The 26,407-nt window shown below is 64.5% G+C and carries 20 protein-coding genes; 10 read left to right on the forward strand and 10 right to left on the reverse strand.

The features are described from left to right. Positions 1-58 precede the first annotated feature (58 nt). Positions 59-688, forward strand: a complete 630-nt coding sequence (locus ACQ4WO_RS17275) for a LysE family translocator (RefSeq protein ID WP_436482481.1) — start codon at positions 59-61, stop codon at positions 686-688. Here ACQ4WO_RS17275 and ACQ4WO_RS17280 read toward each other — a convergent pair. Together ACQ4WO_RS17280 and ACQ4WO_RS17285 are read right to left on the reverse strand one after the other, a co-directional pair. Next, the gene (locus ACQ4WO_RS17280; protein ID WP_436482482.1) at positions 651-1,379 is read right to left on the reverse strand and encodes a YceI family protein; all 729 of its coding nucleotides are present in this window, start codon (positions 1,377-1,379) and stop codon (positions 651-653) included. The genes ACQ4WO_RS17275 and ACQ4WO_RS17280 overlap by 38 nt on opposite strands. A gap of 528 nt (positions 1,380-1,907) precedes the next feature. Further along, positions 1,908-4,601 (reverse strand): M1 family metallopeptidase, encoded by a 2,694-nt coding sequence (locus ACQ4WO_RS17285; RefSeq protein WP_436482483.1) that lies wholly within the window; start codon positions 4,599-4,601, stop codon positions 1,908-1,910. Between the two features lie 252 nt (positions 4,602-4,853). On the opposite strand from ACQ4WO_RS17285, the gene ACQ4WO_RS17290 reads away from it, so the two are divergent. Further along, the gene (locus ACQ4WO_RS17290; RefSeq protein WP_436482484.1) at positions 4,854-5,477 is read left to right on the forward strand and encodes a glutathione S-transferase family protein; all 624 of its coding nucleotides are present in this window, start codon (positions 4,854-4,856) and stop codon (positions 5,475-5,477) included. Positions 5,478-5,733: 256 nt separating this feature from the next. Here ACQ4WO_RS17290 and ACQ4WO_RS17295 read toward each other — a convergent pair whose 3' ends face one another. The 4 genes from ACQ4WO_RS17295 to ACQ4WO_RS17310 all read right to left on the reverse strand — a co-directional run bounded on the left by ACQ4WO_RS17295 (position 5,734) and on the right by ACQ4WO_RS17310 (position 9,825). Next, the gene (locus tag ACQ4WO_RS17295; RefSeq protein WP_436482485.1) at positions 5,734-7,839 is read right to left on the reverse strand and encodes a prolyl oligopeptidase family serine peptidase; all 2,106 of its coding nucleotides are present in this window, start codon (positions 7,837-7,839) and stop codon (positions 5,734-5,736) included. 178 nt (positions 7,840-8,017) lie between these two features. Continuing rightward, the gene (locus tag ACQ4WO_RS17300; RefSeq protein WP_436482486.1) at positions 8,018-8,677 is read right to left on the reverse strand and encodes a hypothetical protein; all 660 of its coding nucleotides are present in this window, start codon (positions 8,675-8,677) and stop codon (positions 8,018-8,020) included. Further along, the gene (locus tag ACQ4WO_RS17305; RefSeq protein ID WP_436482487.1) at positions 8,670-9,305 is read right to left on the reverse strand and encodes a DUF4304 domain-containing protein; all 636 of its coding nucleotides are present in this window, start codon (positions 9,303-9,305) and stop codon (positions 8,670-8,672) included. Before ACQ4WO_RS17305 ends, ACQ4WO_RS17300 begins: the two co-directional genes overlap by 8 nt. 124 nt (positions 9,306-9,429) lie before the next feature. Further along, positions 9,430-9,825 carry a RidA family protein gene (locus tag ACQ4WO_RS17310; RefSeq protein WP_436482701.1) on the reverse strand — a complete coding sequence of 132 codons (396 nt, stop codon included), beginning with the start codon at positions 9,823-9,825 and terminating at the stop codon, positions 9,430-9,432. 128 nt (positions 9,826-9,953) lie between these two features. On the opposite strand from ACQ4WO_RS17310, the gene ACQ4WO_RS17315 reads away from it, so the two are divergent. Beyond that, the gene (locus ACQ4WO_RS17315; protein ID WP_436482488.1) at positions 9,954-10,886 is read left to right on the forward strand and encodes a LysR family transcriptional regulator; all 933 of its coding nucleotides are present in this window, start codon (positions 9,954-9,956) and stop codon (positions 10,884-10,886) included. On the opposite strand, the gene ACQ4WO_RS17320 is transcribed toward ACQ4WO_RS17315, so the two are convergent. Then, on the reverse strand, positions 10,870-12,492 hold the full coding sequence (locus tag ACQ4WO_RS17320; protein WP_436482489.1) for a CehA/McbA family metallohydrolase: 1,623 nt from the start codon (positions 12,490-12,492) through the stop codon (positions 10,870-10,872). The genes ACQ4WO_RS17315 and ACQ4WO_RS17320 overlap by 17 nt on opposite strands. Positions 12,493-12,896: 404 nt before the next feature. On the opposite strand from ACQ4WO_RS17320, the gene ACQ4WO_RS17325 reads away from it, so the two are divergent. Genes ACQ4WO_RS17325 through ACQ4WO_RS17355 form a run of 7 tightly spaced genes read left to right on the forward strand, consistent with a single transcriptional unit; the run spans position 12,897 to position 23,638 of the window. Next, entirely contained in the window at positions 12,897-14,207 is a 1,311-nt protein-coding gene (locus tag ACQ4WO_RS17325; protein WP_436482490.1) for an MFS transporter, read from the forward strand. A 10-nt stretch (positions 14,208-14,217) separates the two neighbouring features. Then, a complete protein-coding gene (gene nirB / locus ACQ4WO_RS17330; protein WP_436482491.1) occupies positions 14,218-16,770 on the forward strand; it encodes a nitrite reductase large subunit NirB in 2,553 nt (850 codons plus the stop codon). A 12-nt stretch (positions 16,771-16,782) separates the two neighbouring features. Continuing rightward, the gene (gene nirD / locus ACQ4WO_RS17335; RefSeq protein ID WP_046684027.1) at positions 16,783-17,136 is read left to right on the forward strand and encodes a nitrite reductase small subunit NirD; all 354 of its coding nucleotides are present in this window, start codon (positions 16,783-16,785) and stop codon (positions 17,134-17,136) included. After that, on the forward strand, positions 17,133-18,359 hold the full coding sequence (locus tag ACQ4WO_RS17340; protein ID WP_436482492.1) for an NAD(P)/FAD-dependent oxidoreductase: 1,227 nt from the start codon (positions 17,133-17,135) through the stop codon (positions 18,357-18,359). The genes nirD and ACQ4WO_RS17340 overlap by 4 nt, the downstream gene beginning before the upstream one ends. Before the next feature lie 22 nt (positions 18,360-18,381). Further along, the gene (locus tag ACQ4WO_RS17345) at positions 18,382-21,051 is read left to right on the forward strand and encodes a molybdopterin-dependent oxidoreductase (protein ID WP_436482493.1); all 2,670 of its coding nucleotides are present in this window, start codon (positions 18,382-18,384) and stop codon (positions 21,049-21,051) included. Between the two features lie 29 nt (positions 21,052-21,080). Next, positions 21,081-21,644: an adenylyl-sulfate kinase gene (gene cysC / locus ACQ4WO_RS17350; RefSeq protein ID WP_436482702.1), complete on the forward strand. Its 564-nt coding sequence runs from the start codon at positions 21,081-21,083 to the stop codon at positions 21,642-21,644. Continuing rightward, the gene (locus ACQ4WO_RS17355) at positions 21,617-23,638 is read left to right on the forward strand and encodes a diguanylate cyclase domain-containing protein (RefSeq protein WP_436482494.1); all 2,022 of its coding nucleotides are present in this window, start codon (positions 21,617-21,619) and stop codon (positions 23,636-23,638) included. Before cysC ends, ACQ4WO_RS17355 begins: the two co-directional genes overlap by 28 nt. A 3-nt stretch (positions 23,639-23,641) precedes the next feature. On the opposite strand, the gene ACQ4WO_RS17360 is transcribed toward ACQ4WO_RS17355, so the two are convergent. The 3 genes from ACQ4WO_RS17360 to ACQ4WO_RS17370 form a co-directional block, all read right to left on the reverse strand. Continuing rightward, the gene (locus ACQ4WO_RS17360; protein ID WP_436482495.1) at positions 23,642-24,559 is read right to left on the reverse strand and encodes a pyridoxal-phosphate dependent enzyme; all 918 of its coding nucleotides are present in this window, start codon (positions 24,557-24,559) and stop codon (positions 23,642-23,644) included. Between the two features lie 85 nt (positions 24,560-24,644). Next, positions 24,645-25,148: a MarR family winged helix-turn-helix transcriptional regulator gene (locus ACQ4WO_RS17365; RefSeq protein ID WP_046684031.1), complete on the reverse strand. Its 504-nt coding sequence runs from the start codon at positions 25,146-25,148 to the stop codon at positions 24,645-24,647. Between the two features lie 356 nt (positions 25,149-25,504). After that, positions 25,505-26,263, reverse strand: a complete 759-nt coding sequence (locus ACQ4WO_RS17370) for a DeoR/GlpR family DNA-binding transcription regulator (protein WP_175444512.1) — start codon at positions 26,261-26,263, stop codon at positions 25,505-25,507. Positions 26,264-26,407: the final 144 nt, after the last annotated feature.

The raw sequence follows: 26,407 nt of genomic DNA on the forward strand, positions 1-26,407 counted from the left end.
TGTTCTGCCGGCATGGCGAGCGCTCCGGTATCATGGCGCCTTTGCCCGCGAGATATTCATGCTCAGTCCCGACCAGTTCCTGGCCTTCCTGGCCGCCGCCGTTTTGATCACCGCCAGCCCCGGCCCCGACAACCTCATGGTGCTGGGCGTGGGCATGTCGCGCGGACGCCGCCAGGGCATGGTGTTCGGCCTGGGCTGTGCCCTTGGCTGCCTCACGCACACGGTGCTGGCGACCATCGGCGTGTCGGCCCTGCTGGCCGCCTCGCCCACGGCATTTACGACGCTGAAAGTGGCCGGCGGGCTATATCTTGTATGGCTGGGCATTGGCGCCTTGCGTAGCCGTGGCGGCGCCAGAGCCGATGGCGCGGCGGCCTTGCCCGACGAATCCTTGCTGCGCCTGTTCGGCAAGGGACTGTTTGCCAACAGTATCAATCCGAAAGTCGTGCTGTTTTTCCTGTCGTTTCTGCCGCAGTTCATCGTCGCTGGCCAGGGCAATGCCAGCTGGCAGACGGCGCAGCTGGGCCTGGTGTTCACGGCGCAGGCGTGCGTGCTGTTCGGCTTGCTCGGCTATTTTTCCGGCGCCGTCGGCCTGTGGCTCAACCGCCGCCCGCGCGCCGGCCTGTGGCTGGACCGGGTGGCCGGTACCATTTTCATCGGCCTGGGCTTGCGGTTGATCCTGGCGCGCTGAGGTCTTGCCGGGCGGTAATGCGGAACGCCAGTTCCATCTGATCCTGCACGGCCATGGCGCCGCCCAGGACGGCGAACGGCACGATGCCGAAGTCGCTTTGTTTCAACAGCAGGCTGCCGCTGGCGTGCAGGCGGCGTCCGTCGGCCGCTTGCTCGATGCGCACCGGCAGCTGCACCGTGCGCGTCACGCCGTGCAGGGTGATGTCGGCATCGAACACCTCCTTGTTGCCCGTGCGGCGCGCCTCGATGCTGACCCACGGATAGCGTTCCGCCTCGAGCACGCGCACCAGCATGTTGTGGCGCGTGCCGGCGATGGCGTCGGCCGATGGCGTCGTCGTCAAGCCGGCTGCCTGGCGCAAGCTTTCTTCATCCACGCTCATTTCGTCGAGCCGGAAGCGGAACTGCGCGCGCCCCAGCGCGGGCGCCACGATGCCCTGCAGGCTGCGGCTGGCCACCACGTGGTCATGCCCGAGCCGCGCCAGCGCGCCGCCGCGCCGCACGGTGATGGTCAGCAGGGATTCGTCGGGCGCGATGTGCAGCAGCTGCACGCCTTGCCGCTGCCACGCGGGCGCGGGCATGGCGGCAGGGGTAGCCGGCGCGGAGGCAGGGGCAGGCGCGGGCGGCAAGGGCGTGCAGGACGCCAGCGCGGCGCAGGCAAGCAGGAAAACGGTGCGAAGATTCTGGCTGAACATGGGGCAGAAGGGGCAAGGGCGATGGGGGCATAGTACGCGATCCGCGCGGTGGTACGCGTGCAATGTTAGAGCTAGGTCATATGGCGGTCATATGACGCTGTTATGATGCTTTTGTTGGCACACAGCATGCGATGCGCAGATCACTACGCTCCGGGAGCGATAGGATGCAGGCATGACTCAACAGCTTAGCCGGTGAGCTCAACCATCGGCACCAGACACGTAAAACTTGTTTTATGGCAATGATTGCAGGGCGGGGCAGGGGAAATACGGGAAACGGGCGGGGATTTAATGAAGTCCTAAGCCTGTTTCAACGAAGGGCTGGCATAGTGGATACATGGCGCACGGAAACCCCGAGCGCAAGGTTGCCGGACACCTCAATGACCGGCACGATTTCCACTTTTTCATGTGTTTTCCCGTTTTATCCCTGCGCTCTGAAACAGCGTTTCAACCGGCTACCGCACTTTGCGAAGCCGGTTTTTTTTGCCTGCGTTTTCATCAGTTCCCGGCGCCGCGGCGCCGGGAAACCTCTTAGCCTGCCTGTTTCGCCAGCCACGCATCGACGGCCGGCAGCCGTTCGGCGCGCAGCTTGATGCGGTACTTGATGCCGGCCACCGAGCTGTCGGCGTCGCCGCGCGCGCTGGCCGGCAGGTTCGCTTGCGCGTACGCTTCCAGTTTGGCGATCATGCCAGGCTGCGCCGAGCCGGCGGCCAGGCGCGGGAAATAGCGGCTGCGCGAGCTGGCGTCGATGCGCGCATTGACTTGCTCCAGGTGCGCCAGCGCGAAGTCGAAGGCCAGTTCCGGATGCGAGCGCGACACGCGCGAGATCATGGCCGGGCTGTTCGTCACGCCCGGTTCATCCGTCAGTGCCAGCGCCAATGCGCGCTGCGCCAGTGCGGGATCGTCGGTCGAGGCCAGCAAGTCGTATAGCTGATTCTTGACCAGCGGTGTCTTTTCCTGCTGCGCCTTGGCGTGCAGCTGCTCCCAGGTGGCGGCGTCCGCATGCTGGGCCACCACGCCCAGGATGGTACGGCGCAATGGCGCGGGCATGGCGGTGGGGTCCTGTTCGCTGGCCGCGTAGCGGCGGCGCGCCTCCGCGATCACGCCCGGTTCGCCCATGTCGCCGAGGATGGCGATCAGGCGGCCGCGCAGGGTTGCCACGCTCGGTGCTTCGCCCGCGCGCGCTTCCCAGCCCGTCTGCGCCATCATCGGCGCCAGGCGTGCCATGGCGAAGCGGCCGAAAGCCTGCTGGCGAACGGTATCCCCGGCATACTGTTCGTACAGGCTGCCCAGGGAAGCGGCTACCTTGCCCAGCACCTGCGGATCGGCCGACAGCGGCGTCGCCTTCACCAGTTCCAGGAAGTCGGCCAGGTTTTGCGTACCGGCCAGGCCCAGCGACTGGCTGTCCGCCAGCAAGCCCAGTTGATCGATCGGCGCCAGGCGCGCGAAGCTGCCCGCGAGAGCGCGCGTGTTGGCTGGCGCGTACACGGTGCGGTAATAGCCGCTCTGGCCCGCGTTCACGAGCAGGGCGCCGCAACCGGGCACGTTCAGGGTGGCCTTGCCATCCTTGAGCACCACCTTGGCCAGCTTGCCGTTGCCGACCGTCGACGCGATCACGGGCACTTTCCACGACAGCGGTTTCTTATTCGGCTGGTCCTTGGAAAATTCCGTCTGCGTCAAGGTCACGCGCGTGTTGCCGTTTTTGCATACTGCCTCGCCCACCGTGATCATCGGCACGCCCGGCTGCAGGGTGAAATCATGGGCGATGGCGCTGACAGGCTTGCCTGCGGCCGCATCGACTTCGCGCCACAGGTCGTCGGACACCGTATTGCCATACGCATGCTTGCGCATGTAGCTGCGCACGGCCGTGCGCCACGTATCGGCGCCCACATACGCTTCGAGCATGCGGATCACGGCTTCGCCTTTTTGATAGGTGATGCCGTCGAACGCCTGGCTGGCCTGCTCCACGGTGGCGATGCGCTGCACCACGGGGTGCGTGGTGCGCAGCGCATCCTGGCTCATGGCCGACTCGCGTCCGCCGACGCTGGACAGGGCCGTGTTCCACTCCGGGTGCAAACGCTCCGTGGTGCGGCTTTCCATCCACGAGGCAAAACCTTCGTTGAGCCACAGGTCGTCCCACCAGCGCATGGTGACCAGGTCGCCGAACCACTGGTGCGCCATTTCATGCGACAGCGTGGTGTAGATGTTTTCCTTGTCGGTCTGCGTCGAGATGGTCGGGTCGAGCAGCAGGCCGTATTCGAAGGTGAAGACGGCGCCCCAGTTTTCCATGGCGCCGAAGAACTGGCTGCGGCCCGGCGCGGCGATGTTGTCGAGCTTGGGCAGCGGGTAGCGCACGCCGAAATAATCGTTGTATTCGCGCAGCAGGGCGGCCGACTCGTCGAGCGCGAAGCGGCTTTGCGCCAGCGCGCCCTTCTTCGTGATGACGCCTATCTCGGTGCCGTCGCTCATGGCCGTGGCCCGCTCGAAGTCGCCCAGGCCGAAGAACAGCAAATACGTCGACATGCGCGGCGTGGTGGCGAAGCGCACGTGCTTGGTGCCATTGCCCAGGTCCTCGCTGCTGGCGATCGGCATGTTCCCGACGGCCATCTGGCTGCTCGGGACGATCACGTCCAGCGCGAAGGTGGCTTTGTAGTCCGGTTCATCCCACGACGGCAGCATGCTGCGCGCATCCGAATTTTCGAACTGCGTGTACAGCGCGCGCTGGCGCCCTTGCGGCGTGTCGTAGTCGAGCGAGAACAGGCCCGTGGCCTGCGTGCCGATCTTGCCGCTGTAGTCGATGCGCAACAGGTACTCGCCCTTGGCCAGCGGCTGGGCAAAATGCACGGTGGCCGTCTGCTTGTCCGCATCGAAATCGACCTTGCGCGTCACCTGCTTGCTGCCGCCCACGCCTTCGATGGTGGCGGCGGCAAACGCCAGGTTCAGGGCATTGAAGGTGATGCTGCTTGTCGGCGCGTCGACGGCGACCTTGATGGCGGCTGCGCCCTTGAAGGTGGAGGCGGCGGCGTCCGGCGTGATCGACAGCGCATAGTGCAAAGGCGTGACGCCGCGCGGTAGCTGCGTGGTGGTCGTGGTGGCGTGGCTGGCCGAGGCGTATTTCGGTGCCGTGGCGGCGTGGCCCGCATGGGCCGCGGTTATGGAAGCCAGCGCCAGGACGGCGGCGGCCAGTTGGCTGCGGCGGAAACGCGGAGTCGGTGTGCGATGCATGGTATGCCCTTCGTTCATGAGTAAAACGCCCGCCAGCCGGGTAGGCTGCGGGCGTTGATGGCGGTAGCGGGACATCGCTGGAATTGAAAGCCAGCGTTCCCGTACAGCAATCTAAGGTGAAACGGGGGCAAAGTCAACGCGCCAGGGGCGCCGCACCATGGCGGTGCGCTGGTATGATGGGCGACTGACTGTACTGCCGCAGGCCAGTCCCGCAGCCGCGCCCACTAACATAACAAGACGAGACCCAAGCACATGAAACTGATTATCAGCCCCCGCACGCCCAATCCGCGCCGCGTCACCATGTTCATCGCCGAGAAGGGCATCACCGGCATCGAGGAAGTGGCGCTCGACCTGATGGCGGGCCATCACCGCGACCCTGCCTTCCTGGCGAAAAACCCGCTGGGCCGCGTGCCCCTGCTGGAACTGGACGATGGGCGCGTGCTGACCGAGACGCGCGCCATCTGCACTTACCTGGAGGGCTTGCAGCCGCAGCCGAACCTGATGGGAGAAGGTTACGAGGAGCGCGCATTCATTGAAATGGCCGACCGCCGCGTGGAACTGCATTTGTTCAGCGCCGCCGCCAACTGGGTGCGCCACGGCCATCCGGCCCTGGTGGCGCTGGAAAACCCGCAGTTTCCCGATTTCGCCACGGCGCAGGCGGGCAAGCTGCGCGAGACGGCGCAATGGCTGGACCAGGTGCTGGCTCACCAGCCCTACATCGCCGGCGACCGCTTTACGATTGCCGACATCACGGCCTTCTGCGCGCTGGAATTTGTGCGCGGCCTGATGAAGTACCGGCCCGGTGCGGAAGGCTTGGCCAACCTGCAGGCCTACCGCGACCGCATCGCGGAACGGCCCAGCGCGCAGGCGAAGTAAGGATATTTTGCCACCGGCCCATGTCAACAATGGTTGTCGGATTACGCCCGCTGGGCTAACCCGACCTACAGCCTTGGGAACCGACATGCCGGGTAGGTCGGATTAGCGCATGAGCGCGTAATCCGACACCACCACGGAAGCAAGCCAACAATGTTGTCGGGTTACGCCCGCTGGGCTAACCCGACCTACGGCCTTGGGAACCGACATGCCGGGTAGGTCGGATTAGCGCATGAGCGCGTAATCCGACACCACCACATTACTTCAGCTGCTCCCACAGGAAGGTGTAGGTCAGTGCCCACATCAGCGCCTGCTGGTCGTTGTTGGCGGCGCCCGCATGGCCGCCTTCCGTGTTTTCCCAGTACAGCACGTCGTGGCCTTGCTCTTCCATCTTCGCCACCATCTTGCGCGCATGGCCAGGGTGGACCCGGTCGTCGCGCGTCGAGGTGGTAAACAGCACGCGCGGATATTTCTTGTCCTTGAAGACGTTCTGGTACGGCGAGTACTTGCTGATGTAAGCCCATTGTTCCGGCACGTCCGGGTCGCCATACTCTCCCATCCACGAGGCGCCCGCCAGCATCTTGTTATAGCGGCGCATGTCGAGCAGCGGCACCTGGCTGACGACGGCGTTGAACAGGTCGGGACGCTGCACCAGCACGGCACCCGTCAGCAGGCCGCCATTGCTGCCGCCCATGATGCCCAGGTGGCGCGGGCTGGTGACCTTGCGCTTGATCAGGTCTTGCGCCACCGAGATGAAGTCGTCATACGCGCGCTGGCGGTTTTCCTTTAATGCCGCCTGGTGCCAGCGGGGACCGAATTCGCCGCCGCCGCGGATATTTGCCAGCACATACACGCCGCCCTTTTCCAGCCACGCCACGCCGGTGGTGCCGCTGTAGCTTGGTTTGAGCGACACTTCAAAGCCGCCGTAGCCATACAGCACGGTGGGGTTGCTGCCGTCGAACTTCGTCTTCTTGCCCATGATGGCGAAATACGGCACCTTGGTGCCATCCTTCGACGTCGATTCGAACTGCTCGACCTTGTACGGCGTGGCATCGTAGTAGGCGGGCAGCGACTTGATTTTCGTGCGCTTGTCGCTTTGCGCCGTGGCCAGGTACAGGGTGGTCGGGTTGAGGAAGTCGGTCACCGTCAGGAAGTACTGGTCCGAGTCGACGGAGTCGAGCGCGCTGACGGCCAGGGTGCCCAGCTTCGGCGCATCGACGGCGCGGCGCTGCCACTTGCCGTTCACGTGGCGCAGTTCCGTCAGGCGGTTCTTGACCTTGTCCAGGGTGGTGACGAGGATGGCGGACTTGGTCGCCGTCACATTGTCCAGCGACGACGTGGCCGTGGGCGCGTACAGCACTTCCAGCTCCTGCTTGCCCTGCATGAAGGCATTGAAGTCGGTGGCCAGCAAGGAGCCTTGCAGATAGGTCTTGCCGTTGACTTTCCAGTCCGAGCGCAAGGTGATGACCAGCTGGTCGCGCACGGTGAAGGCCGTAGCGTCGTCCGGCTTCGGTACCTTCGTCAACTCGGCGCCGTCGCGCAGGAACATTTCACCGCTGTAGAAATCGATTTGCCGCTCGATGAACTGGTGTTCGTAGCCTGGCGTGAAGTCCTTGTAGGCGCCGGCGCTCAGGTCGTCGGGCTTGGCTTCATACAGCGTTTGCGCCTGCGCCAGCGGCGTGCCGCGCTGCCACTGCTTGATGATGCGCGGGTAGCCCGAGCTGGTCATCGAGCCGGGGCCGAAATCGGTGGACACGAACAGGGTATCCTGGTCGATCCAGCTGGCGCTGCCCTTTGCTTCGGGCAGCGTGAAGCCGCCCTCGACGAAGGCGCGCTTGGCCACGTCGTATTCGCGCACCACCTTGGCGTCGCCGCCGCCGCGCGACAGGGAAATGAGGCAGCGTTCGCCTTTCGGATACAGGCAGGAAGCGCCGCCCCAGACCCAGTTTTCACTCTCGCCGGCAGCCAGCTGGTCGAGATCGATCACGGTTTCCCAGACAGGTTCGGCCAGCTGGTATTGCGCCAGTGTGGTGCGGCGCCAGATGCCGCGCACGTGCTGGGCGTCGCGCCAGAAATTATAGTAAAACTCGCCTTCCTTGCTGACGTAGGGAATGCGCTCCTTCGAGTTGAGGATGGTTTTCAGGCGCGCCTGCAGGGCGGGGAAGCCGGGCTGGGCTTCCAGTTCCCTGGTGCTGACGGCATTGTGCTGCTTGACCCAGGCCAGCGGCTTGTCGCCGAGGACTTCTTCCAGCCACAAATGGGGATCGGTGTTGGCGGCGGCAGGGGCGAGGGCTTGCGCGTGGGCGATGCCCGCTGCGGCAAGGCCGAGCAGCATGCTGCCGGCGAAGGTACGATATGACGACATATAGGGTTCCTGGTTGGTCCGATGGAGGCCGCGTTGCAGGCAAAACGGCGCAGCCATGGTGCCATGGATTGCTGTGAGGAACCAGTGTCTATGGACGGCTACTTAAAAAATAATTACTTTTCCAATATTGTTTGCTGGAATGGAAGCTGGCCGCAGAATCTGCGGCGTACTGCCCCCTTCAGGATACGCCAGGCCCCATCAGGGAGGTTACGGTGAGCCGCGTCTGTTCGACATCGCCGCCGTCGCAGTGATAAATCCATAAGGCATCGTTGTTGCGGCTGTCGATGAACAGGATGCGCGTGTTTACCTCGCCAATGGCCAGGCACCCCGCCAGCTCGGCAGGACTGAACGGTGCTGCCTGCTTCGACCCCGTTCCCGCCGCTTCTGCCAGCGCCTGTGCAAAGCCAGCCAGTTGCCTGACTGCCAGATAGCTTGTTCCATCCACCTCGACCTCTTTGCACAGCGCGTCCAGGCTGTACAGCGTGAAAGGGTCTTCATCTGTGAAAATCGCCACGTCGGGACGTGGCTTTGCGCTGCGGAGGCGAGCGAGATAGGCCTGGGGCAGGGCCACTTTTTCCCTTGCCAGCAATTTTTCCAGCTGCCTGCCGCTTTTCTTCGCTACCCGGACGGCCTTGGGCGCGACGGCTTCGCACGCCTGCGCTGTCCAGGCGACTGGATTGAACTGAAACATCCTTGCACATGCGGGACAGTGCAGGAACATGAAGGTCATTTTTTTGCCGATGGCCGTTTTCAAGAACGCGCCATCCGAGGCATCCATTGCGCTGCGGTCGAAGTGGCGTCCGCAGTCGCCATCGTAGGGGCAAGTGATTTCAAGCATAGGCGTATTTCCCCATCCGCAAAGCGATCTCTTCTTTTTCCTCCGAAAAAGAGGCTGCGGGATTTTTCTGCCAATAGGCAAGGCCCTCGTTCAGTGCCCACAGGGCTCTTTCCTGATTGCCCGCCATCAGATAAAAATCGCAAGCCGTGGCATGCGAGCCTTGCGATTCGACCAGGGCCAGGGCCGCATTTTCCCAATTGGAAAGGCGCTCAAGCCAGGGGACGGCCAACTCCAGCAGATTGTCCCTCAGGCAGGCCATGACCGTTGCCCGATGGGACGGATCGACGAGCTGGTGTTCTTTGACTTCCTTGCCATCGATGACAGGGAATTGCCAGTTTTTGATATTCCAATCCGCCACGCCGCCAACGATATTGTTGACAGGTTCACGGCCGTAGCGCGCCGTGTGCCATGTTGTATAAAATTTGGACGAGACTTGATAGTGGCTCCAGAATGCCACGCAGACATCCTCTTCGTTGTGGCGGTTGGCCTGGAAATGGATGGTCTGGATGAATTCGTTCTGCGTGCGCTTGAAGGTCAGCTGGCTAGGCGAGAACCTGAAGCCCGCTGCGCCCAGCGGCTCCAGCAAGTACGCTTCAATATTGGCGATGATCAGCGCTTTGGGTTTCATTCCGTTTCCTGGCATGGGTCGGTTGCGCAATGTTGCCATAGATCAGTGTCAACGCACCTGCGGCGGGCAATCGTGCGAGGGAAGCCTGTTGCCATTTTCCCTGCACGCTTCCGGACGCCGTGTCCTAGCCCGGCAGCTTGGCCACCACCTTGATTTCGAACTGGAAACCATACAGCCACGTCACGCCAACGGCCGTGACCGTCGGGTGCGGCGCCGGGCCCCAATACTTTGCCTGCACGATATCCCAGATACGCTGGAAGTTAGCCTGCGGGTCGACGATAAAAATGGTCACGTCCTGCACGTCGTCGAAGGTGCAGCCGGCGGCTTGCAAGATGGCGTTCAGGTTGTCGAACGCGCGCCGGACCTGGGCGTCGAGCCCGGGTTCGGGTGTGCCGTCTTCGCGGCTGCCGACCTGTCCCGACACGAACAGCAGGCCGTTGGCGCGCACGGCAGGGGAATAGCGGTTCTGTTCATACAGGGCTTGGCGGCCCGCAGGGAATACGACGTCGCGTTTCATCAGCTTTCCTTTGTTGATGCAGCGAAGTTGCTGCCTGGAGAACACTTTATCTGCTGCTAACCTGCGGATAAAGCGGCCAGATCGGACTGGACTATTTGTATAATCCAAACAATCAGGTGGCGGAGGTGTGGATGGACAGGTTTGATGCGATGAAGGCATTCGTGCGAGTGGTCGAGACGGGCAGTTTTACGCGCGCGGCCGCGACCTTGCACATGAGCCGCACCACGGTGACGCAACTGGTGCAGCAGCTCGAGGCGCGTCTGCGCCTGAAATTGCTGAACCGCACAACGCGCAAGGTCAATGTGACGGCCGATGGCGCGGCCTATTACGAGCGCATCGTGCAGGTGCTCGATACCCTGGAAGAAATCGAAACGAGCTTGCCGCATGCCGCCGCCTTGCCGCGTGGCCAGTTGCGGGTAGATGTGCCCAGTCCGCTCGCCGCTTTGCTGCTGGTGCCGGCGCTGCCCACGTTTCATGCGCTGTATCCCGATATTGTGCTCGACATGGGCGCCAGCGACCGCATGGTCGACGTGATCGCCGACAATGTCGATTGCGTAATACGCGGCGGTGACATCACCGACCAGTCGCTGATGGCGCGCAAGCTCGCCGACTTGCCACTGGGCGTATATGCGGCGTCGGCCTACCTGCAACGGGTGGGCACGCCCTTGCATCCGCTGGACTTGCAGGACAGCGCGCACCGCATCGTGCGCTTTCGCTGGGGACGCAGCGGTAACGGCTTTCCTTACGTGATGCACCGCGAGGGCAAGAGCGTCAAAATCCATGGCCAGTATGTGCTGTCGATCGACGACGGCAACGCCTACCTGGCAGCCGGGGTGGCGGGGCTGGGCGTGCTGTGGCTGCCCGATTATATGGCGCGGCCGCACGTGGACAGGGGCGAGCTGCTGCCGCTGTTCGAAGCATGGACGGTCGATCCCATGCCGCTCTATCTCGCCTATCCGCCAAACCGCCATGTCAGCAAGAAACTGCGCGTCTTTATCGACTGGGTGGCCGAGCTGATGGCCCGGCACTCCGCCCGCGCTGCCGCCATTACGGCAGCTGATTGACCCACACGGGCGCCGACCAGACGATATTGCCGTCATCCTGCGTCAGCCGCGCGTAATAGAAATGGGGGCCGGGCGCGGGCGTGATGGTGAACTCGGCCTGGTCCGATACTTGTGTGACGGAACCGTTGCCGCCTGGCACGCCGTGGAAGATGACGATGGCGGCCGCTTGGCGTCCGGCGCTGTTGCTGAAGCTGGTGGCCAGGCGCAAGGGACCGTGGTTGTCGAAGCGCTCGCCCATCAGCTTGCCATTGGCTGTGAACAGTAGTTGCGCATGCTTGTCCATCGTGGCGTAGACGCGGCGCGCGCGCAGCGCGTCGAGGAAGCTGTCGCGTGAAACGGGCGTGCCGGCGGCCGGGCCGGCCACCAGGACGGCCGTGCGGTTACCATACGACGCGCCCCAGTTGGCGCAGTGGTTGTCCTGGTTGCTGCTGAAGGCCACGTGGTAGCCGGCTGCCAGGGCCCGGTTGCAGGCCGCCTCGTAATTGCTGCGCCGGTTCTCCGTTTCCTGATCGTTCGTGGAAAACGCGGACGTATTCATGACTTCGCACAGCACCATGGCCGCGTCGCCATCCGGCGTGTAGCCGAGCGGCTGCTCATTGACGAGAAACTGGCCCGTTTGGGCAGGGTGATTGAACTGCCCGATCCAGCCCCGTTCGCGCATCAGCTTGTAGAGGCCCGCGTAATCGCCCTTCGGCGTCTCGATATTGGCCAGCAGTTCGCCATGGGCATTTTGTTCCCAGCCCAGCAACTGCCCGCTATTGATGATATTCAGGTGGCCACCCTTGTTGATGACGCCCCATTCCATGCCGTACAGGGCCAGGAAACCGGGATGGGCGGCAGTGTAAGCGGCCGCTTCAGCCAGCCCCGTCTGGTACAGCGCGATCGCTTCGGCAGGGGTGGCAGTGCTATTCGTGCCGTCCGAACCGTCGTACATATGGTTATGCTCGGATGTCAGCAGGACGTCGAGCCCGTGTTCTTGCGCATACTTGTAGGCATCGATGGGGCCGTAGGGTGCCGTTTGCGGGTCTTGCGCGCCATGGCAGGCGTCGAGCGCCGCACCGCCGTCGCTGTGGCGCGTCTGGCTGTGCAGGTTGGCGTAGACGATGCGGTAGCCGGACTGGCCTTCCAGGCCGGGCAGTTGCTGCAGGCCGGCCTGGAAGGCGCGCACCCTGGGCGCCGTGCTTGCACCGCGCTGCACCTGGATGTGCCATTGTTGTTCCACCTGCGCTTCCCGCGGCGTGCCGGCATCGGCCACGGCCTGCAGGCGCAGTTCGTACAAGCCATCGGGCGCCAGCACTCTCCGTTCGCGCGCATCGGCGTCGGCGCGGCCGTCCCAAGGCAAGTTCACGCTCTTGCCGTTGGCCCCCACCTGTTCCGTGCCCGACCAGCGCCGCAGCACGGCGCCTTGCGGGCCGGGGCCCGATAGTGTCAAGGTCCAGCGCACGGCATGGCTGCGCCCCTCGTCGGGATAGGTGAGCCGCACGACAAATGTACGCGCCTGCGTGACCCGCTCACCGCGCGCGGCGTGAAAGGGCGCGACAACGGTGGCATCAAGCTCGCTGTGTTCCTTAGTCTCTTGCGCGGCGACAGTGTTGCTCCATGTCATCAGCAACAGTCCGGCGCACGCACATGCCAGCCATGGCGACCAAGGTGGCCTCAGGCGTCGTCGTCGCAGTGTCTTGACCATCGTGGCCTCCCGCTCCTGCTTCAGATGTGGTTTAGACAAGAAATGCCACGTGCTGGTTCCCGCATGCACCAGCAAGTGGCGTGCTTGCACCGTGATTGGCCATGATCTGGCGCAAAGCCAGTGCGAATGAGGCCACTTGCCCGTCAGACAAGCTGGCACGGCGCTTGCTAAACAGAAGGTACGGATCAACGGCGATCCCCTGAATAAACGCACAACGGTCCAACGACGGACCACATGGACAACGGCGTCCGCCCAGGCTGATTTTTCATCGGCGGGGGCGGGCGCCGTTTTGTTTTATCAACGGGATATTTCGGGAACCTATCATGGCCAGTCAAAAAGCAACGCGCATCGCGCTCTTCTCCCTCGCCACGCCGCCCATGCGCGCATTCCACCTGACGTGGATGGCATTTTTCGTGTGTTTCTTCGCCTGGTTCGCTTGCGCTCCCCTGATGCCTGTCATCAAGGGCGAGTTCGGCCTTTCCTTGGCGCAAGTGGCCAACATCAATATCGCGGCCGTCGCCATCACCATCCTCGTGCGCCTGATCGTGGGGCCATTGTGCGACCGCTACGGCCCGCGCAAGACCTACACGGGCTTGCTGCTGCTGGGCGCCATTCCCGTGCTGGGCGTGGCCGCGTCGCAAAGCTATGAAAGCTTTCTGTTCTTCCGTCTGGGCATCGGCGCCGTCGGCGCCAGCTTTGTCATCACGCAATATCACACCTCCGTGATGTTCGCCCCCCGCGTCGTGGGGACGGCGAATGCCGCCGCCGCCGGCTGGGGCAATGCGGGCGGCGGCGCAGCGCAGGCACTGATGCCACTGCTGCTGGGCGCCGTGCTGATGCTGGGCGTGTCCGAATCGCTGGGCTGGCGCGTGGCCCTGCTGGTGCCGGGCGTGCTGATGCTGGTGATGGCTGTTCTCTACTGGCGCTATACGCAGGATTGCCCTGAAGGCAATTACTCGGACTTGCGTGCCGCCGGCACCGCCATCGAAGGCGGTAAGGCCGGACATGCTCCGGCCGGTGGCTGGGGCAGCTTCAAGGCGGCCAGCACCAACTACCGCGTGTGGCTGCTGTTCGTGACCTACGGCGCCTGCTTCGGCATCGAGATTTTCATCCACAACATCGCCGCCGTGTACTACGTCGACCATTTTGGCCTGTCCTTGAAATCGGCCGGCCTGGCCGCCGGCAGCTTCGGCTTGCTGGCCCTGTTTGCCCGCGCCTTGGGCGGCTGGATGTCCGACAAGCTGGCCCTGCGCGGCAACCTGAACAGCCGCGTGACCCTGCTGTTCATGCTGATGATCGGCGAGGGCGTGGGCCTGCTGTGGTTTGCCAAGGTCGACAGCGTCACCTACGCCGTCATCGCCATGCTGGTCTTCGGCCTGTTCACCCATATGGCGTGCGGCGCCACCTACGCGCTGGTGCCTTTCATCGACAGCAAGGCCCTGGGCGGCGTGGCCGGCATCATCGGCGCCGGCGGCAACGTGGGCGCCGTGGCGGCCGGTTTCCTGATGAAGGGCACGGGCGACATCCGTCAGACATTGACCATCCTGAGCGCGCTGGTGGTGATCTCGGCCCTGTGCGCCATCGCCGTGCGTTTTACCCGTGCAGCGGCCGAACCGAACATGGCCGCGGCCTGAGGAGAGAGTAATGAACTACCCCTTGAACATCGTCGTCCTTGGCCATGGCATGGTCGGGCATAAATTCCTCGAACGCCTGGCATTGGAAAACGCGCCGCACCTGTCCGTGACGGTCTTGTGCGAAGAGCCGCGCCCAGCCTACGACAGGGTGCACCTGTCCGATTTTTTCAGCGGCAAATCGGCCGACGACCTGTCCCTGGTGGCGCCCGGCTTTTTCGACAAGGGCAACGTCGTCCTGAAACTCAATGCGCGCGCCGTATCCATCGACCGCGTGGCGAAAACCGTCACGGCCAGCACCGGTGAAGTGCTGGCCTACGACAAGCTGGTGTTCGCCACCGGCTCGACGCCGTTCGTGCCGCCACTGCCGGGCAAGGAGCGCGATGGCTGCTTCGTCTACCGCACCATCGAAGACCTGGAAGCCATGCTGTCCTGGGGTGGAAAGTCAAAGACGGGCGTGGTGATCGGCGGCGGGCTGCTGGGCCTCGAATGCGCGAAGGCCTTGCGCGATTTGAAGCTCGACACCCACGTGGTGGAATTCGCGCCGCGTCTGATGGCCGTGCAGGTCGACGAAGGCGGCGCGCGCGTCCTGCGCCGCAAGATCGAGGAGCTGGGCGTGACCGTGCACACGCAAAAAAATACGCTGGCCATCGTCGACGGCGAATCGGCCACGCACCGCATGCAGTTCGCCGATGGCAGCCACCTGGAAGCGGACATGATCGTCTTCTCGGCCGGCATCCGTCCGCGCGACGAACTGGCGCGCGCCTGCGGCCTGGACGTGGGCCCGCGCGGCGGCATCGCCATCGACGACAGCTGCGTCACCTCCGACCCGGACATTTATGCGATCGGCGAATGCGCGCTGTGGGGCGGCCTGGTCTTCGGCCTGGTGGCGCCCGGCTACGAAATGGCCCGCATCGCGGCACGCCACCTGTTGCAGGAAGAGGGCGAAGCCTCGTTCAAGGGCGCCGACATGAGCACCAAGCTCAAACTGATGGGCGTGGACGTGGCCAGCCTGGGCGACCCGCACGGCAATGCGCCGGGCAGCCGCTCCTACCAGTTCATGGATGAGCGCAAGCAGATCTACAAGAAAATCGTCGTCTCCGATTGCGGCAAATACCTGCTTGGCGGCGTGATGGTGGGCGACGCCAGCGAGTACGGCACCTTGCTGCAGATGATGCTCAATAAGATCGAGCTGCCGGCATCCCCCGAATTCCTGATTCTGCCGCAGGCCGATGGCCAGCAAAAGGTGGGCCTGGGCGTGGACGCCTTGCCCGAGTCGGCGCAAATCTGCTCGTGCAACGACGTGTCGAAAGGCGCGCTGTGCGCGGCCGTCGCCGGGGGCGCCACCACCATCGGCGCCCTGAAAAGCTGCACCAAGGCGGGCACCGCATGCGGCGGCTGCGTGCCGCTGGTGACGCAGATCATGAAGGCGGAAATGCAGAAGCAGGGCCTGGTCGTCAACAACCACGTGTGCGAGCACTTTGCGTACTCGCGCCAGGAATTGCACCACCTGGTCCGCGTGGGCAAAATCCGCAGCTTCGGCGCGCTGCTGTCCGCGCATGGCCAGGGTTTGGGGTGCGACGTGTGCAAGCCCGTGGCGGCGAATATCCTCGCCTCGTGCTGGAACGATTTCGTGCTCTCTCCCGTACACGCCAGCTTGCAGGACAGTAACGATTACTTCCTCGGCAATATCCAGAAGGATGGCACGTATTCCGTCGTGCCGCGCATGCCGGGCGGCGAAGTGACGGCCGATGGCCTGATCGCCGTGGGCATGGTGGCGAAAAAATACGGTCTCTATACGAAAATCACGGGCGGCCAGCGGGTCGACCTGTTCGGCGCGCGTGTCGACCAGTTGCCGGCCATCTGGGAAGAACTGATCGCGGCCGGCTTCGAGTCGGGCCACGCCTACGGCAAATCGCTGCGAACGGTGAAATCGTGCGTCGGCTCCACCTGGTGCCGCTATGGCGTGGCCGACAGCGTGGGCTTTGCGATCCAGCTGGAAAACCGCTACAAGGGCTTGCGCACGCCGCACAAGATCAAGTTCGGCGTCTCCGGCTGCACGCGCGAATGCGCCGAGGCGCAGGGCAAGGACATCGGCCTGATCGCCACGGAAAAGGGCTGGAATCTGTACGTGTGCGGCAATGGCGGCATGAAGCCGCGCCATGCGGAACTGCTGGCGTCGGACCTCGATGAAGCCACCCTGGTGCGCTATGTCGACCGCTTCCTGATGTTTTACGTGCGCACGGCCGACCGCCTGCAGCGCACCAGCGTGTGGCGCGACAATCTCGAAGGGGGCCTCGATTACCTGAAAGCCGTCGTCGTGGCCGACCGCCTGGGCATCGCCCATGAACTGGAGGCGGACATGCAGCACGTGGTCGACACCTATGCCTGCGAGTGGAAGGAAGCCGTGTCCAACCCCGCCGTGCGCCAGCGCTTCCGCCATTTCGTCAACAGCGAGAAGAACGATGAAAACGTGGTGTTCGTCGAAGAGCGGGGCCAGATCCGGCCCGCTACTGAAACTGAACGCCGCAGCACCGTGATCCCCATCCTTGCCGTGGAGGCTTGAGCCATGAATGCGATGAATGAACTTTCCGGCGCCACCGCCGACAATTGGGTAGCCATCTGTCCCTTGACCGACATCGTGCCCGACACGGGCGTGTGCGCATTGCTGGGTGGCCGGCACGTGGCCGTGTTCCGCGTCGGCGATGCGGCGCCGCGCGTGTACGCCATCGACAATATCGATCCGAATGCGGGCGCTTCCGTGCTGTCGCGGGGTCTCGTCGGCAGCATCGGCGAGCGCGTCGTCGTCGCCTCGCCGATTTACAAACAGCACTTCGACCTGGCCAGCGGCGAGTGTATCGAAGCGCCCGAACACTCCGTCGCCGCCTGGCCGGCGCGCGTGTTTGCCGACATGGTGTGGGTGGCCCTGTGAATCCGCCCCGGCGTCCCTCGCTGGTCGTCGTCGGCAACGGCATGGCCGGCATGCGCACGGTCGAGGAACTATTGAAACTCGCGCCGGACCTGTACGACATCACCGTGTTCGGCGCCGAACCGCACGGCAATTACAACCGCATTTTGCTGTCGCCCGTGCTGGCCGGCGAAAAGTCGGTCGACGACATCATGCTGCACACGCGCGACTGGTATGCGCACAACGGCATCACCCTGTACGCGGGCGACCCCGTCGTGCGCATCGACCGCCAGGCGCGCAAGGTAGAGGCGCTGTCCGGCGTCACGGTCGCCTATGACCGGCTGCTGCTGGCCACCGGTTCCACGCCGTTCATCGTGCCCGTGCCCGGGCATGATCTGCCGGGCGTGATCGGTTTTCGCGATATCAGCGACGTCGACACCATGCTGCAGGCGGCACGCATGCACCGCCACGCGGTGGTCATCGGCGGCGGGTTGCTGGGGCTGGAAGCGGCCAACGGCTTGCAGCGCCAGGGCATGGACGTCACCGTCGTGCACATGAGCGGCGCGCTGATGAACCAGCAGCTGGACGCACCCGCGTCGATGCTGTTGAAAACGGCGCTGGAAGCGCGCGGCCTGCGGTTTTTGATGCACGCGCAAACGGCCGAAATCATCGGCACCGACCGCGTGCAGGGAGTTCGCTTTGCCGATGGCACGTCGATCCCCGCCGACCTGGTGGTGATGACGGCCGGCGTGCGCCCCAACATCGCGCTGGCGCAAGCGGCCGGCCTGCACTGCGAACGGGCCATCGTCGTCGACGACTGCCTGCAAAGCTACGACCCGCGCGTGTACGCCGTGGGCGAATGCGTGCAGCACCGGCGCGCCACCTTTGGCCTGGTCGCGCCCATCTGGGAGCAGGCGCGCGTGTGCGGCGCGCACCTGGCCGGCGCAGGGCACCGCCGCTACGTGCAGCAGGCCAGCGCCACCAAATTGAAAGTGACGGGCATCGACCTGTATTCGGCCGGCGACATCATCGGCGGCGAGGGCAGCGAAGACCTGGTGCTGCGCGATCCGCGCCGCGGCGTCTACAAGCGCCTGGTGGTGCAGGGCAGCCGCCTGGCTGGCGCCGTGCTGTATGGCGACGTGCAGGACGGTCCCTGGTATTTCGACCTGATCCAGCAGCGCCGCGACATCAGCAAGCTGCGCGCCCATTTATTGTTTGGCCAGGCGCTGTGCGCCCAGGCCGCCTGACAGAGACCAACAGGATACGCCCATGACAAGCTGCACGCCCGTGAAAACCACTTGCCCGTATTGCGGCGTCGGCTGCGGCGTGGAAGCGACACGCCTGCCCGACGGCGCCATCCGCATCGCCGGCGACATTGCGCACCCGGCCAACCAGGGCAAGCTGTGCGTGAAAGGCTCGGCCCTCGGCGACACCCTGGACCTGGAGAACCGTTTGCTGCAACCGCAGGTGCGCGTCGATGGCGTCCTGCAGCGCGCTTCCTGGGATGCCGCGCTGGACCAGGTGGCGGGCGGCCTGCGCGCCATCATCGACAAGCACGGCCCCGACGCCGTCGCCCTGTACGTCTCGGGCCAGCTGCTGACGGAAGACTATTACATCGCCAATAAATTCATGAAGGGCTATGTGGGCAGCGCGAATATCGACACCAATTCGCGCCTGTGCATGTCGTCGGCCGTGGCCGGTCACAAGCGCGCGTTCGGCGAGGATATCGTGCCGGGCTGCTATGAAGACCTGGAACTGGCCGACATGGTGGTGCTGGTGGGTTCGAACACGGCCTGGTGCCACCCGATCCTGTTCCAGCGCATCGCCCGCATTCGCGAAAGCCGGCCGGAGATGAAACTGGTGGTGATCGACCCGCGCCGCACGGCCACCTGCGAGCTGGCCGACCTGCATTTGCCCGTGAAACCGGGCACGGACGTGTGGCTGTTCAACGGCTTGCTGTGCTATCTGGCGCGGGAAGGGGTGATCGCCGATGATTTCGTGACGCGGCACAGCAGCGGCCTCGATGAGGCGCTGGCCGCCGCCCATGTCGACTGTTACGATCCTTTGCAGGTGGCGAAAATCTGCAAGGTCGACCCGCAAGCCTTGCTGGCGTTCTACCAGGCGTTCACCGCCACGCGCAAGGTCGTCACGGCCTTTTCGCAGGGTGTCAACCAGTCGTCTTCCGGCACGGACAAGGTCAACAGCATCATCAACTGCCACCTGGCGACGGGACGCATCGGCCAGCCCGGCATGGGACCGTTTTCCCTCACGGGCCAGCCGAATGCCATGGGCGGGCGCGAAGTGGGCGGCCTGGCCAACATGCTGGCGGCGCACCTGGATCTCGACAAGCCGGCGCACCGCGAAGCGGTGCAAACCTTTTGGGACTCTCCGCGCATCGCCGACAAGCCTGGCCTGAAGGCGGTGGAGCTGTTCCACGCCATCGAGGCGGGCAAGGTCAAGGCCGTGTGGATCATCGCCACCAATCCGCTGGTCAGCATGCCGGACGCCGACCAGGTGCGCCGCGCGCTGGCCAAGTGCGAACTGGTGGTGGTGTCGGACATCAGCGCCGGCTCGGATACGAATGCCCATGCCGACGTGCTGCTGCCGGCCCTGGGCTGGGGTGAAAAGGATGGCACGGTGACCAATTCCGAGCGCCGCATCTCGCGCCAGCGGGCCTTTTTGCCAGCGCCCGGCGAAGTACGCGCCGACTGGGACGTGCTGTGCGACGTGGCGCGCCGCATGGGCTATGCCGGCTTCGATTTCACGGCGCCGCAAGCCATCTTCGACGAACACGCGCGCCTGTCCGCCTTCCGAAACGAAGGCGAGACGGCGCGGCTGTTCAACCTGGGCCACCTGGCGGGCCTGGACGCGGCGCGTTACGACGCCCTGGCGCCGCAGCAGTGGCCGCAAGGCCAGGCGCGCCTGTTCGGTGACGGCCGCTTCGCGCATGCCGATGGCCGCGCGCGCTTCGTGCCCGCGGCGCCGCGCACGCCGCGCAACATGCCCGACGAGGACTATCCGCTGATACTCAACACGGGCCGGGTGCGCGACCAGTGGCATACGATGACGCGCACGGGCAAGGCGGCCAAGCTGTCGGGCCACGTCGCCGAAGCCTTCATCGACATCCACCCGCAGGATGCGCTGCTGTACAGCGTGCGCGAAGGCGAGCTGGCGCGCATTTCCAGCGCCTGGGGCGCGATGGTGGCGAGGGTCGTGCATGGCGGCGGCATCGCGCGCGGCCAGGTCTTCGTGCCGATCCACTGGAGCGACGCGAATGCGTCGGACGCGCGCGTGGGCGCCGTCGTCAATCCGGTCGTCGATCCCGTCTCGGGCGAACCCGAATTCAAGCACACGCCCGTGCGCATCGAGCAGTTCCGCGTGCACTGGCATGCGTTCGTGTTGAGCCGCACGCCCTTGAACCTGGACGGCGTGGCGCACTGGACGCGCATCCAGGGCGAACAGTTCCTGCGCTACGAGCTGGCCGGCCGCCAGCGCATCGAAGATCTGGGCGCCTGGGCGCGCGCGCTGCTGGGCGTCACGGACGACAATGCCGACTGGCTCGATTACGCGGATGCCAGCGCCGGCGTGTACCGCGCCGTGCACCTGGACGAGGGGCGTATCGCGCAATGCGTGTATGTCTCGCCCCGTCCCGACCTGCCGTCGCGCAGCTGGCTGGCGGGCCTGTTTGCGCACGCGCAGATGGATGCGGCCGACCGCGCCGGCGTGCTGCTGGGCCAGCCCATCGGCAAGGGCGTCGATGCCGGCCCCACAGTGTGTTCGTGCTTTGGCGTGGGGCGCAATACCATTTGTGCGGCCATCGCGGAGCAAAAACTGACGACGACGGCGCAGGTGACGGCCTGCGTCAAGGCGGGCGGCAATTGCGCCTCCTGCGTGCCGGAGATACGACAGTTGCTGCTTGAGGCGCGCAGCGCTGCCTGATAGTCTGTCCTTTCCTGCGCGGCTTTGTTATATTGCCAGCTCTACAGGGGAGAGGCAGTGTGATGACAGCAGGACAACACGACATGGTCTGGCTGACGGGCTTGAGCGGCGCCGGCAAGTCCAGCATCGCCGAGGCGCTGGCGCGCCAGCTCAAGGCGCAGGGCCGCGCCGTGGCGGTGCTCGACGGCGACCAGCTGCGCCATAACTTGAACCGCGACCTCGGTTTTACGCCCGAAGACCGGCATGAAAATATCCGCCGCGTGGCCGAAGTGGCGCGCCTGATGAACGGGGCGGGCCTGACCGTCATCGCCGCCTTCATCTCTCCCTGCCGCGCCGACCGGGCCATGGCTGCAGACATTATCGGCGCTGCGCATTTCATCGAAGTCCACGTCAGCACGCCGCTGGCCGTGTGCGAGGCGCGCGATCCCAAGGGCCTGTATGCAAAGGCGCGCGCGGGGCAGCTTGCGCAATTCACGGGCATTTCCGCACCGTACGAAGCGCCGCTGGCGGCCGCGCTGACCCTGGACACGGGCATCCTGGCGCTGGATGAGTCGGTCGAGCGCCTGTGCCACTACCTTCAGCGGCGTACGTGACGAACTGGCGAAAACAGCTGCGCCGGCGTCTGCCCGCCAGCCTGAAGGCGCGCATGAGCGTGGTCGTTTTCCTGCTCGTGCTGGGCGCGGTCGCTTCGCTGGCACTGGCCACCCTGGCCGTGGCCGAGCGCGGCATGCGCGACGTGATGGGGCGCCAGCAGTACGTCTCGCTGGCCAGCGCCGCCGTCTTCATCGACGAGGAACTCGACGCGAAGCGCAATGTCCTGCGCGCGATCGCGGACAGCCTGGCGGCAGGCGGCGCGCACGATGGCGCCAGCCTGCAGCGCTTCCTGGCCGCGCAAACGGTGCTGAGCAAGGAGTTTTATTCGGCCGGCGTCGTCGATATCGACGGCATCGTCCTGGCAAGCGTGAGTCCCTTCAAGCCGCAGGCGGGGCTGAACGTGAAGGGCCGCCCTTACTTTGAACGGACGCTGGCGACCCGGCGTTCGGTGATTTCCTCGCCGCTCAACGGCAGCATTTCCGGCATGCCCATCGTGGTGGTGACGCAGCCCGTGTTCGATGCGCGCGGCGGCGTGCGCTATGTGCTGGCGGCCAGCGTCAACCTGCGCCAGCCCGATTTCCTCGGCCGTCTGGGCGCCCTCAAGCCTGGCACGGGCGGCTACCTGTACATCATGACCAGCGAAGGCGTCATCGTCGAGCATCCGGACAAGTCGCGCATCATGCAGCATATCGAAGCCCATGGCCCCATCAGCGTGCCCACGCGGCGCGCCATGCAGGGCTACGAGGGCTGGCTGACGGGTACCACCACGCAGGGCGTCGATGCCCTGTTCGCCTACCACCGCATCGCCTCGACGGGCTGGATACTGGCGTCCGTGTATCCGATGAGCGAGGCCTTTGCGCCGCTGCACGCCATCCGCAGCAAGATATTGCTGGCCGCCGTGCTGCTGGCGGCGCTGGCGGGCCTGGCCGGCTGGCGCGTCGTGTTGCGCCTGTTGCGGCCTTTGGAACGTTTGCGCCGGCAGGTGCACCAGATCCGCCGCCAGCGCCTGGGCATCGAGGCGCTGCAAATCGAGCGGCGCGACGAGATCGGCGACTTGAGCCGCGATTTTTATTCGCTGGTGGCCGAGCGTGAAATCGCCGAGGCGCAGACGCGCGACAGCGAGCGGCGCTTGAAACTGCTGACGGACCATGTGCCCGTGGTGATCGTGTATATCGACCGCGAGCACCGCTACCAGTTCATCAACGCGACGTTTGAGCGATGGTTCGGCGTCTCGGCCAGGGAGAGCCTGATGCATTCCATGCGCGAGGTGCTGGGCGACGAAGCCTACCAGTTGCGCGAGCAGCACCTGCTGCGCGCCTTCGCGGGCGAGGAGGTCGACTATGAATTCACGGTCGACAACGAGGCGGGGGAGCGCACCTTCCATACCAGCTACGTGCCCGATGTGGGGGAGAGCGGCGCGGTGGAAGGCGTATATGGCCTGATTCACGAAATCACCAAGACCAAGGCGATGCATACGGCGCTGCAGTTCGCCGCCGCCACCGATACCCTGACGGGCATCGCCAACCGGCGCCGCTTCGACGAGCAGCTGGCGCAAAGCATGCAGCGCACACGGGCCGCGCGTGCGCCGATGGCGCTCGCCTATCTCGATATCGACCGTTTCAAGGCCATCAACGACAGCCTGGGACACAAGGCGGGCGACGAGGTACTGAAGGAATTCGCTTCGCGCCTGGTGCGCAGCGTGCGCGCCAGCGACCTGGTGGCGCGCCTGGCCGGCGATGAATTCGTGATCATTCTCCAAGGCGTGAACGGCGCGGCTGAAGTGGGCCAGGTCGGCGCCAAGATCCTCGACGCCATCCGCCAGCCTTTCGAGCTGGCCAGCGGCCCGCTGCCGGTGACGACCAGCATCGGCATCGCCATCTTCCGCGAAGGCGCGCTGACGCCGGCGCAGCTGCTGGACCTGGCCGACCAGGCCCTGTACGCGGCCAAGGGGCAAGGCCGCGATGGCGTGGCGCTGCTTGAGGCGGCGCCGTAGCTGCTACAGGGTGGCGGTCCAGTGGTCGAGCTGCTGCGTGGTGGCCGTCACGCCGCCGCACACGATGACGAGCACATTGCGGTAGGGCGCCAGTTCCGGCACCTTGCCGTAGACGGCCGCCAGCGCCGCGCCGCAGGCCGGTTCCACCACCAGGCGCTGGTCGCTGATAAACCGCTGGCAGGCGTCGACGGCGTCCCGGTCCGATACCACCACGCTGTGGAGCGGGCGCGTCTGGCTGATGGAAAACGCCTGTGCACACACCTGGCGCGCGGCCAGCGACGTGGCGATGCTGTTGACCGCCGGCAGGGCCACGTGTTCGCGCGCGGCCACGGCCGCCGCCAGCGACGCGGCGCCTTGCGTTTCCACGGCCACGATGGCCACGTCATCCCAGCCGTTGCGCTGCAAGCCGTCGGCCACGCCGGCCAGCAGGCCGCCGCCGCCCACCGACAGCACCACGGCGTCCGGTTTCAGGCCCGCGCTGGCCACTTCATCGATCATGCCGGCATGACCCTGCCACAGCAGCGGGTCGTCGAACGGGTGCAAAAAGGCGTCTTGCGGCGTGAGCATGGATTGCGCCAGCGCGTTCGCTTCCTGCCAGGCGGCGCCGTGCACGATGACTTCGGCGCCTTCCTGGGCGATCAGTGCCCTGGCTCGTTCGCTCGTCGTTTCCGGCACGACGACAATGACGGGAATGCCCAGCTGGCGTCCCGCATAGGCGACGGCGATACCGGCATTGCCGCCGGAAGAAGAGATGAAACGGCTGGCGCCGCGCCGCGCGTATTCTTCGCAGGCGAGGCCGATGCCGCGGATCTTGAAGGAGCCGGGCGGCTGCAAGGCTTCGAGCTTGAGCCAGATGGCGCGCTCGCTGTGCAGGCTCAGGGCGCGCGAGTTGAGCAAGGGGGTTTCGATGTGCAGGGCCATGCGTGTTCCTGGTAAACAGTCAGGCCAGCATCATAGCCGAAGCGCGCGCGCCAGCGTGTCACCCTTGCCGCGTGTGTTACTGCTGTCAGTTCAGCGGCGCGCTCTTGAGCTGGTGCGTGCGCGCCACTTCCTTCATCGCTTCGAGCAGGTCGTCGCGCAGCTGGCGCGGCAGCTTGCCGAAGAATTCCTCGTCGTTCTGGTCGGCCATCTCGGCCAGTACGGGCACCAGCGCCTCGCCTTCCGTGGTCAGCTCGATCGAATGCTGGCGGCGGTCGGCCAGCAGGATGGACTTGCTGACCATGCCCTTGCTTTCCAGGCGGTCGATCAGTTTCGATACGGCGCCCTTGCTCATGCCGGACACTTGCGCCAGCACCGTGGGCGAGGTGCAGCCCAGGCGGAACATTTCGCGCAGCACTACCCATTCGGATACCGTCACGCCATTGGCTTCGGCTTTTTTCTGGAAACTGTGGGAAACGTGGTTGGAAACGAAACGCAGCCAGTAACCGAGGTGGGCTTCCAGTTCGCTGACGGGAACGCTGTTGGGATGGGCGGCTTGCGGCATGGCGGCCGATTCAAAATTATGGCTCATTTCTCTTCCTTCACTGGGCGGCGTTGCCGGCATGGTTAAGGCCTTCACGCTTGCTGTCGAGTGGTTTGTTTGGGAACTATCGTCGTGCTTGAGGTATTTTTAACACTGTTTTCACAGGAAATCACTCAGCGGCAAAGAGTTTTTTCCTTTTTCCTTACTCTATATAAATAAAAACAATATCAAGCAAATAATCGTATTGCGAGAGAGGAAGATTAAAAAAATAACTCATGTTGCATCAATGGTAACAGCATTTTTGCCGAATTGATAAATATTTCATATCATTCTGTATGCTGGCCCACACAAGACGTATTGCCCACGCGACAGCGCGCGGTTTTACTGCAGAAATGTGACCCCCCTCAGGCCAGCACCACCTTCACACCCGCTTCGCGCAGGACTTCGGCAAAGCGGGGCGGCGGTGGCGCATCCGTAAACAAGATGTCGATTTGCGCCAGGTCGGCAAGGCGCACGAGCGCCTTGCGGCCGAATTTGTGCTGGTCGGCCACCAGCCATACTTCGCGCGACTGTTCGATGATCGCTTGCGCCACCTTCACTTCGCGCGCGTCGAAGTCGCGCAGGCTGCCGTCTTCGTCGATGCTGGAAATGCCGATGATGCCGATGTCGACCTTGAACTGGCGGATGAAGTCGATGGTGGCTTCGCCCACGATGCCGCGGTCGCGCCCGCGCACCACGCCGCCGGCCACGATGACTTCGCAGGCCGCGTTGTCGGCCAGGATGGCGGCCACGTTGAGGTTGTTCGTCACCACGTGCAAGCCCGTGTGTCGGCCCAGCGCGCGCGCCACTTCCTCTGTCGTCGTGCCGATATTGATCAGCAGCGAACAGCCGTGCGGCACTTGCGCGGCGACGGCGGCCGCGATGCGCCGCTTGGCGTCGCTGTTGAACACTTGGCGCTGGCTGTAATCGATGTTTTCCACGGACGAGGGCAAGCCGACGCCGCCGTGGTAGCGGGCCAGCAGGCGCGCTTCTTCCATCTGCTTGACGTCGCGGCGCACGGTTTGCGGCGTCACGTCCAGCTGCTGGGCCAGCTCTTCGACGGACATGGTGACCTTCTGGCGCACCACTTCGAGCAAGCGGCGCTGGCGGGGATTCAAGATCATGGTGCTCTCTTTAAAAATCAAAAACGAACAGAAACGAACAAATAGTACTAAAAATATGTTGCTATGAGTTCGTATTCTGGCGTAACCTTATTCATATTGCATGCGTATTACGAAATGGTGATCTTAACGACAGTCGCCGGCGAT

The organism is Janthinobacterium aestuarii (assembly GCF_051380835.1).
Classification (GTDB): Bacteria; Pseudomonadota; Gammaproteobacteria; order Burkholderiales; family Burkholderiaceae_D; genus Janthinobacterium; species Janthinobacterium aestuarii.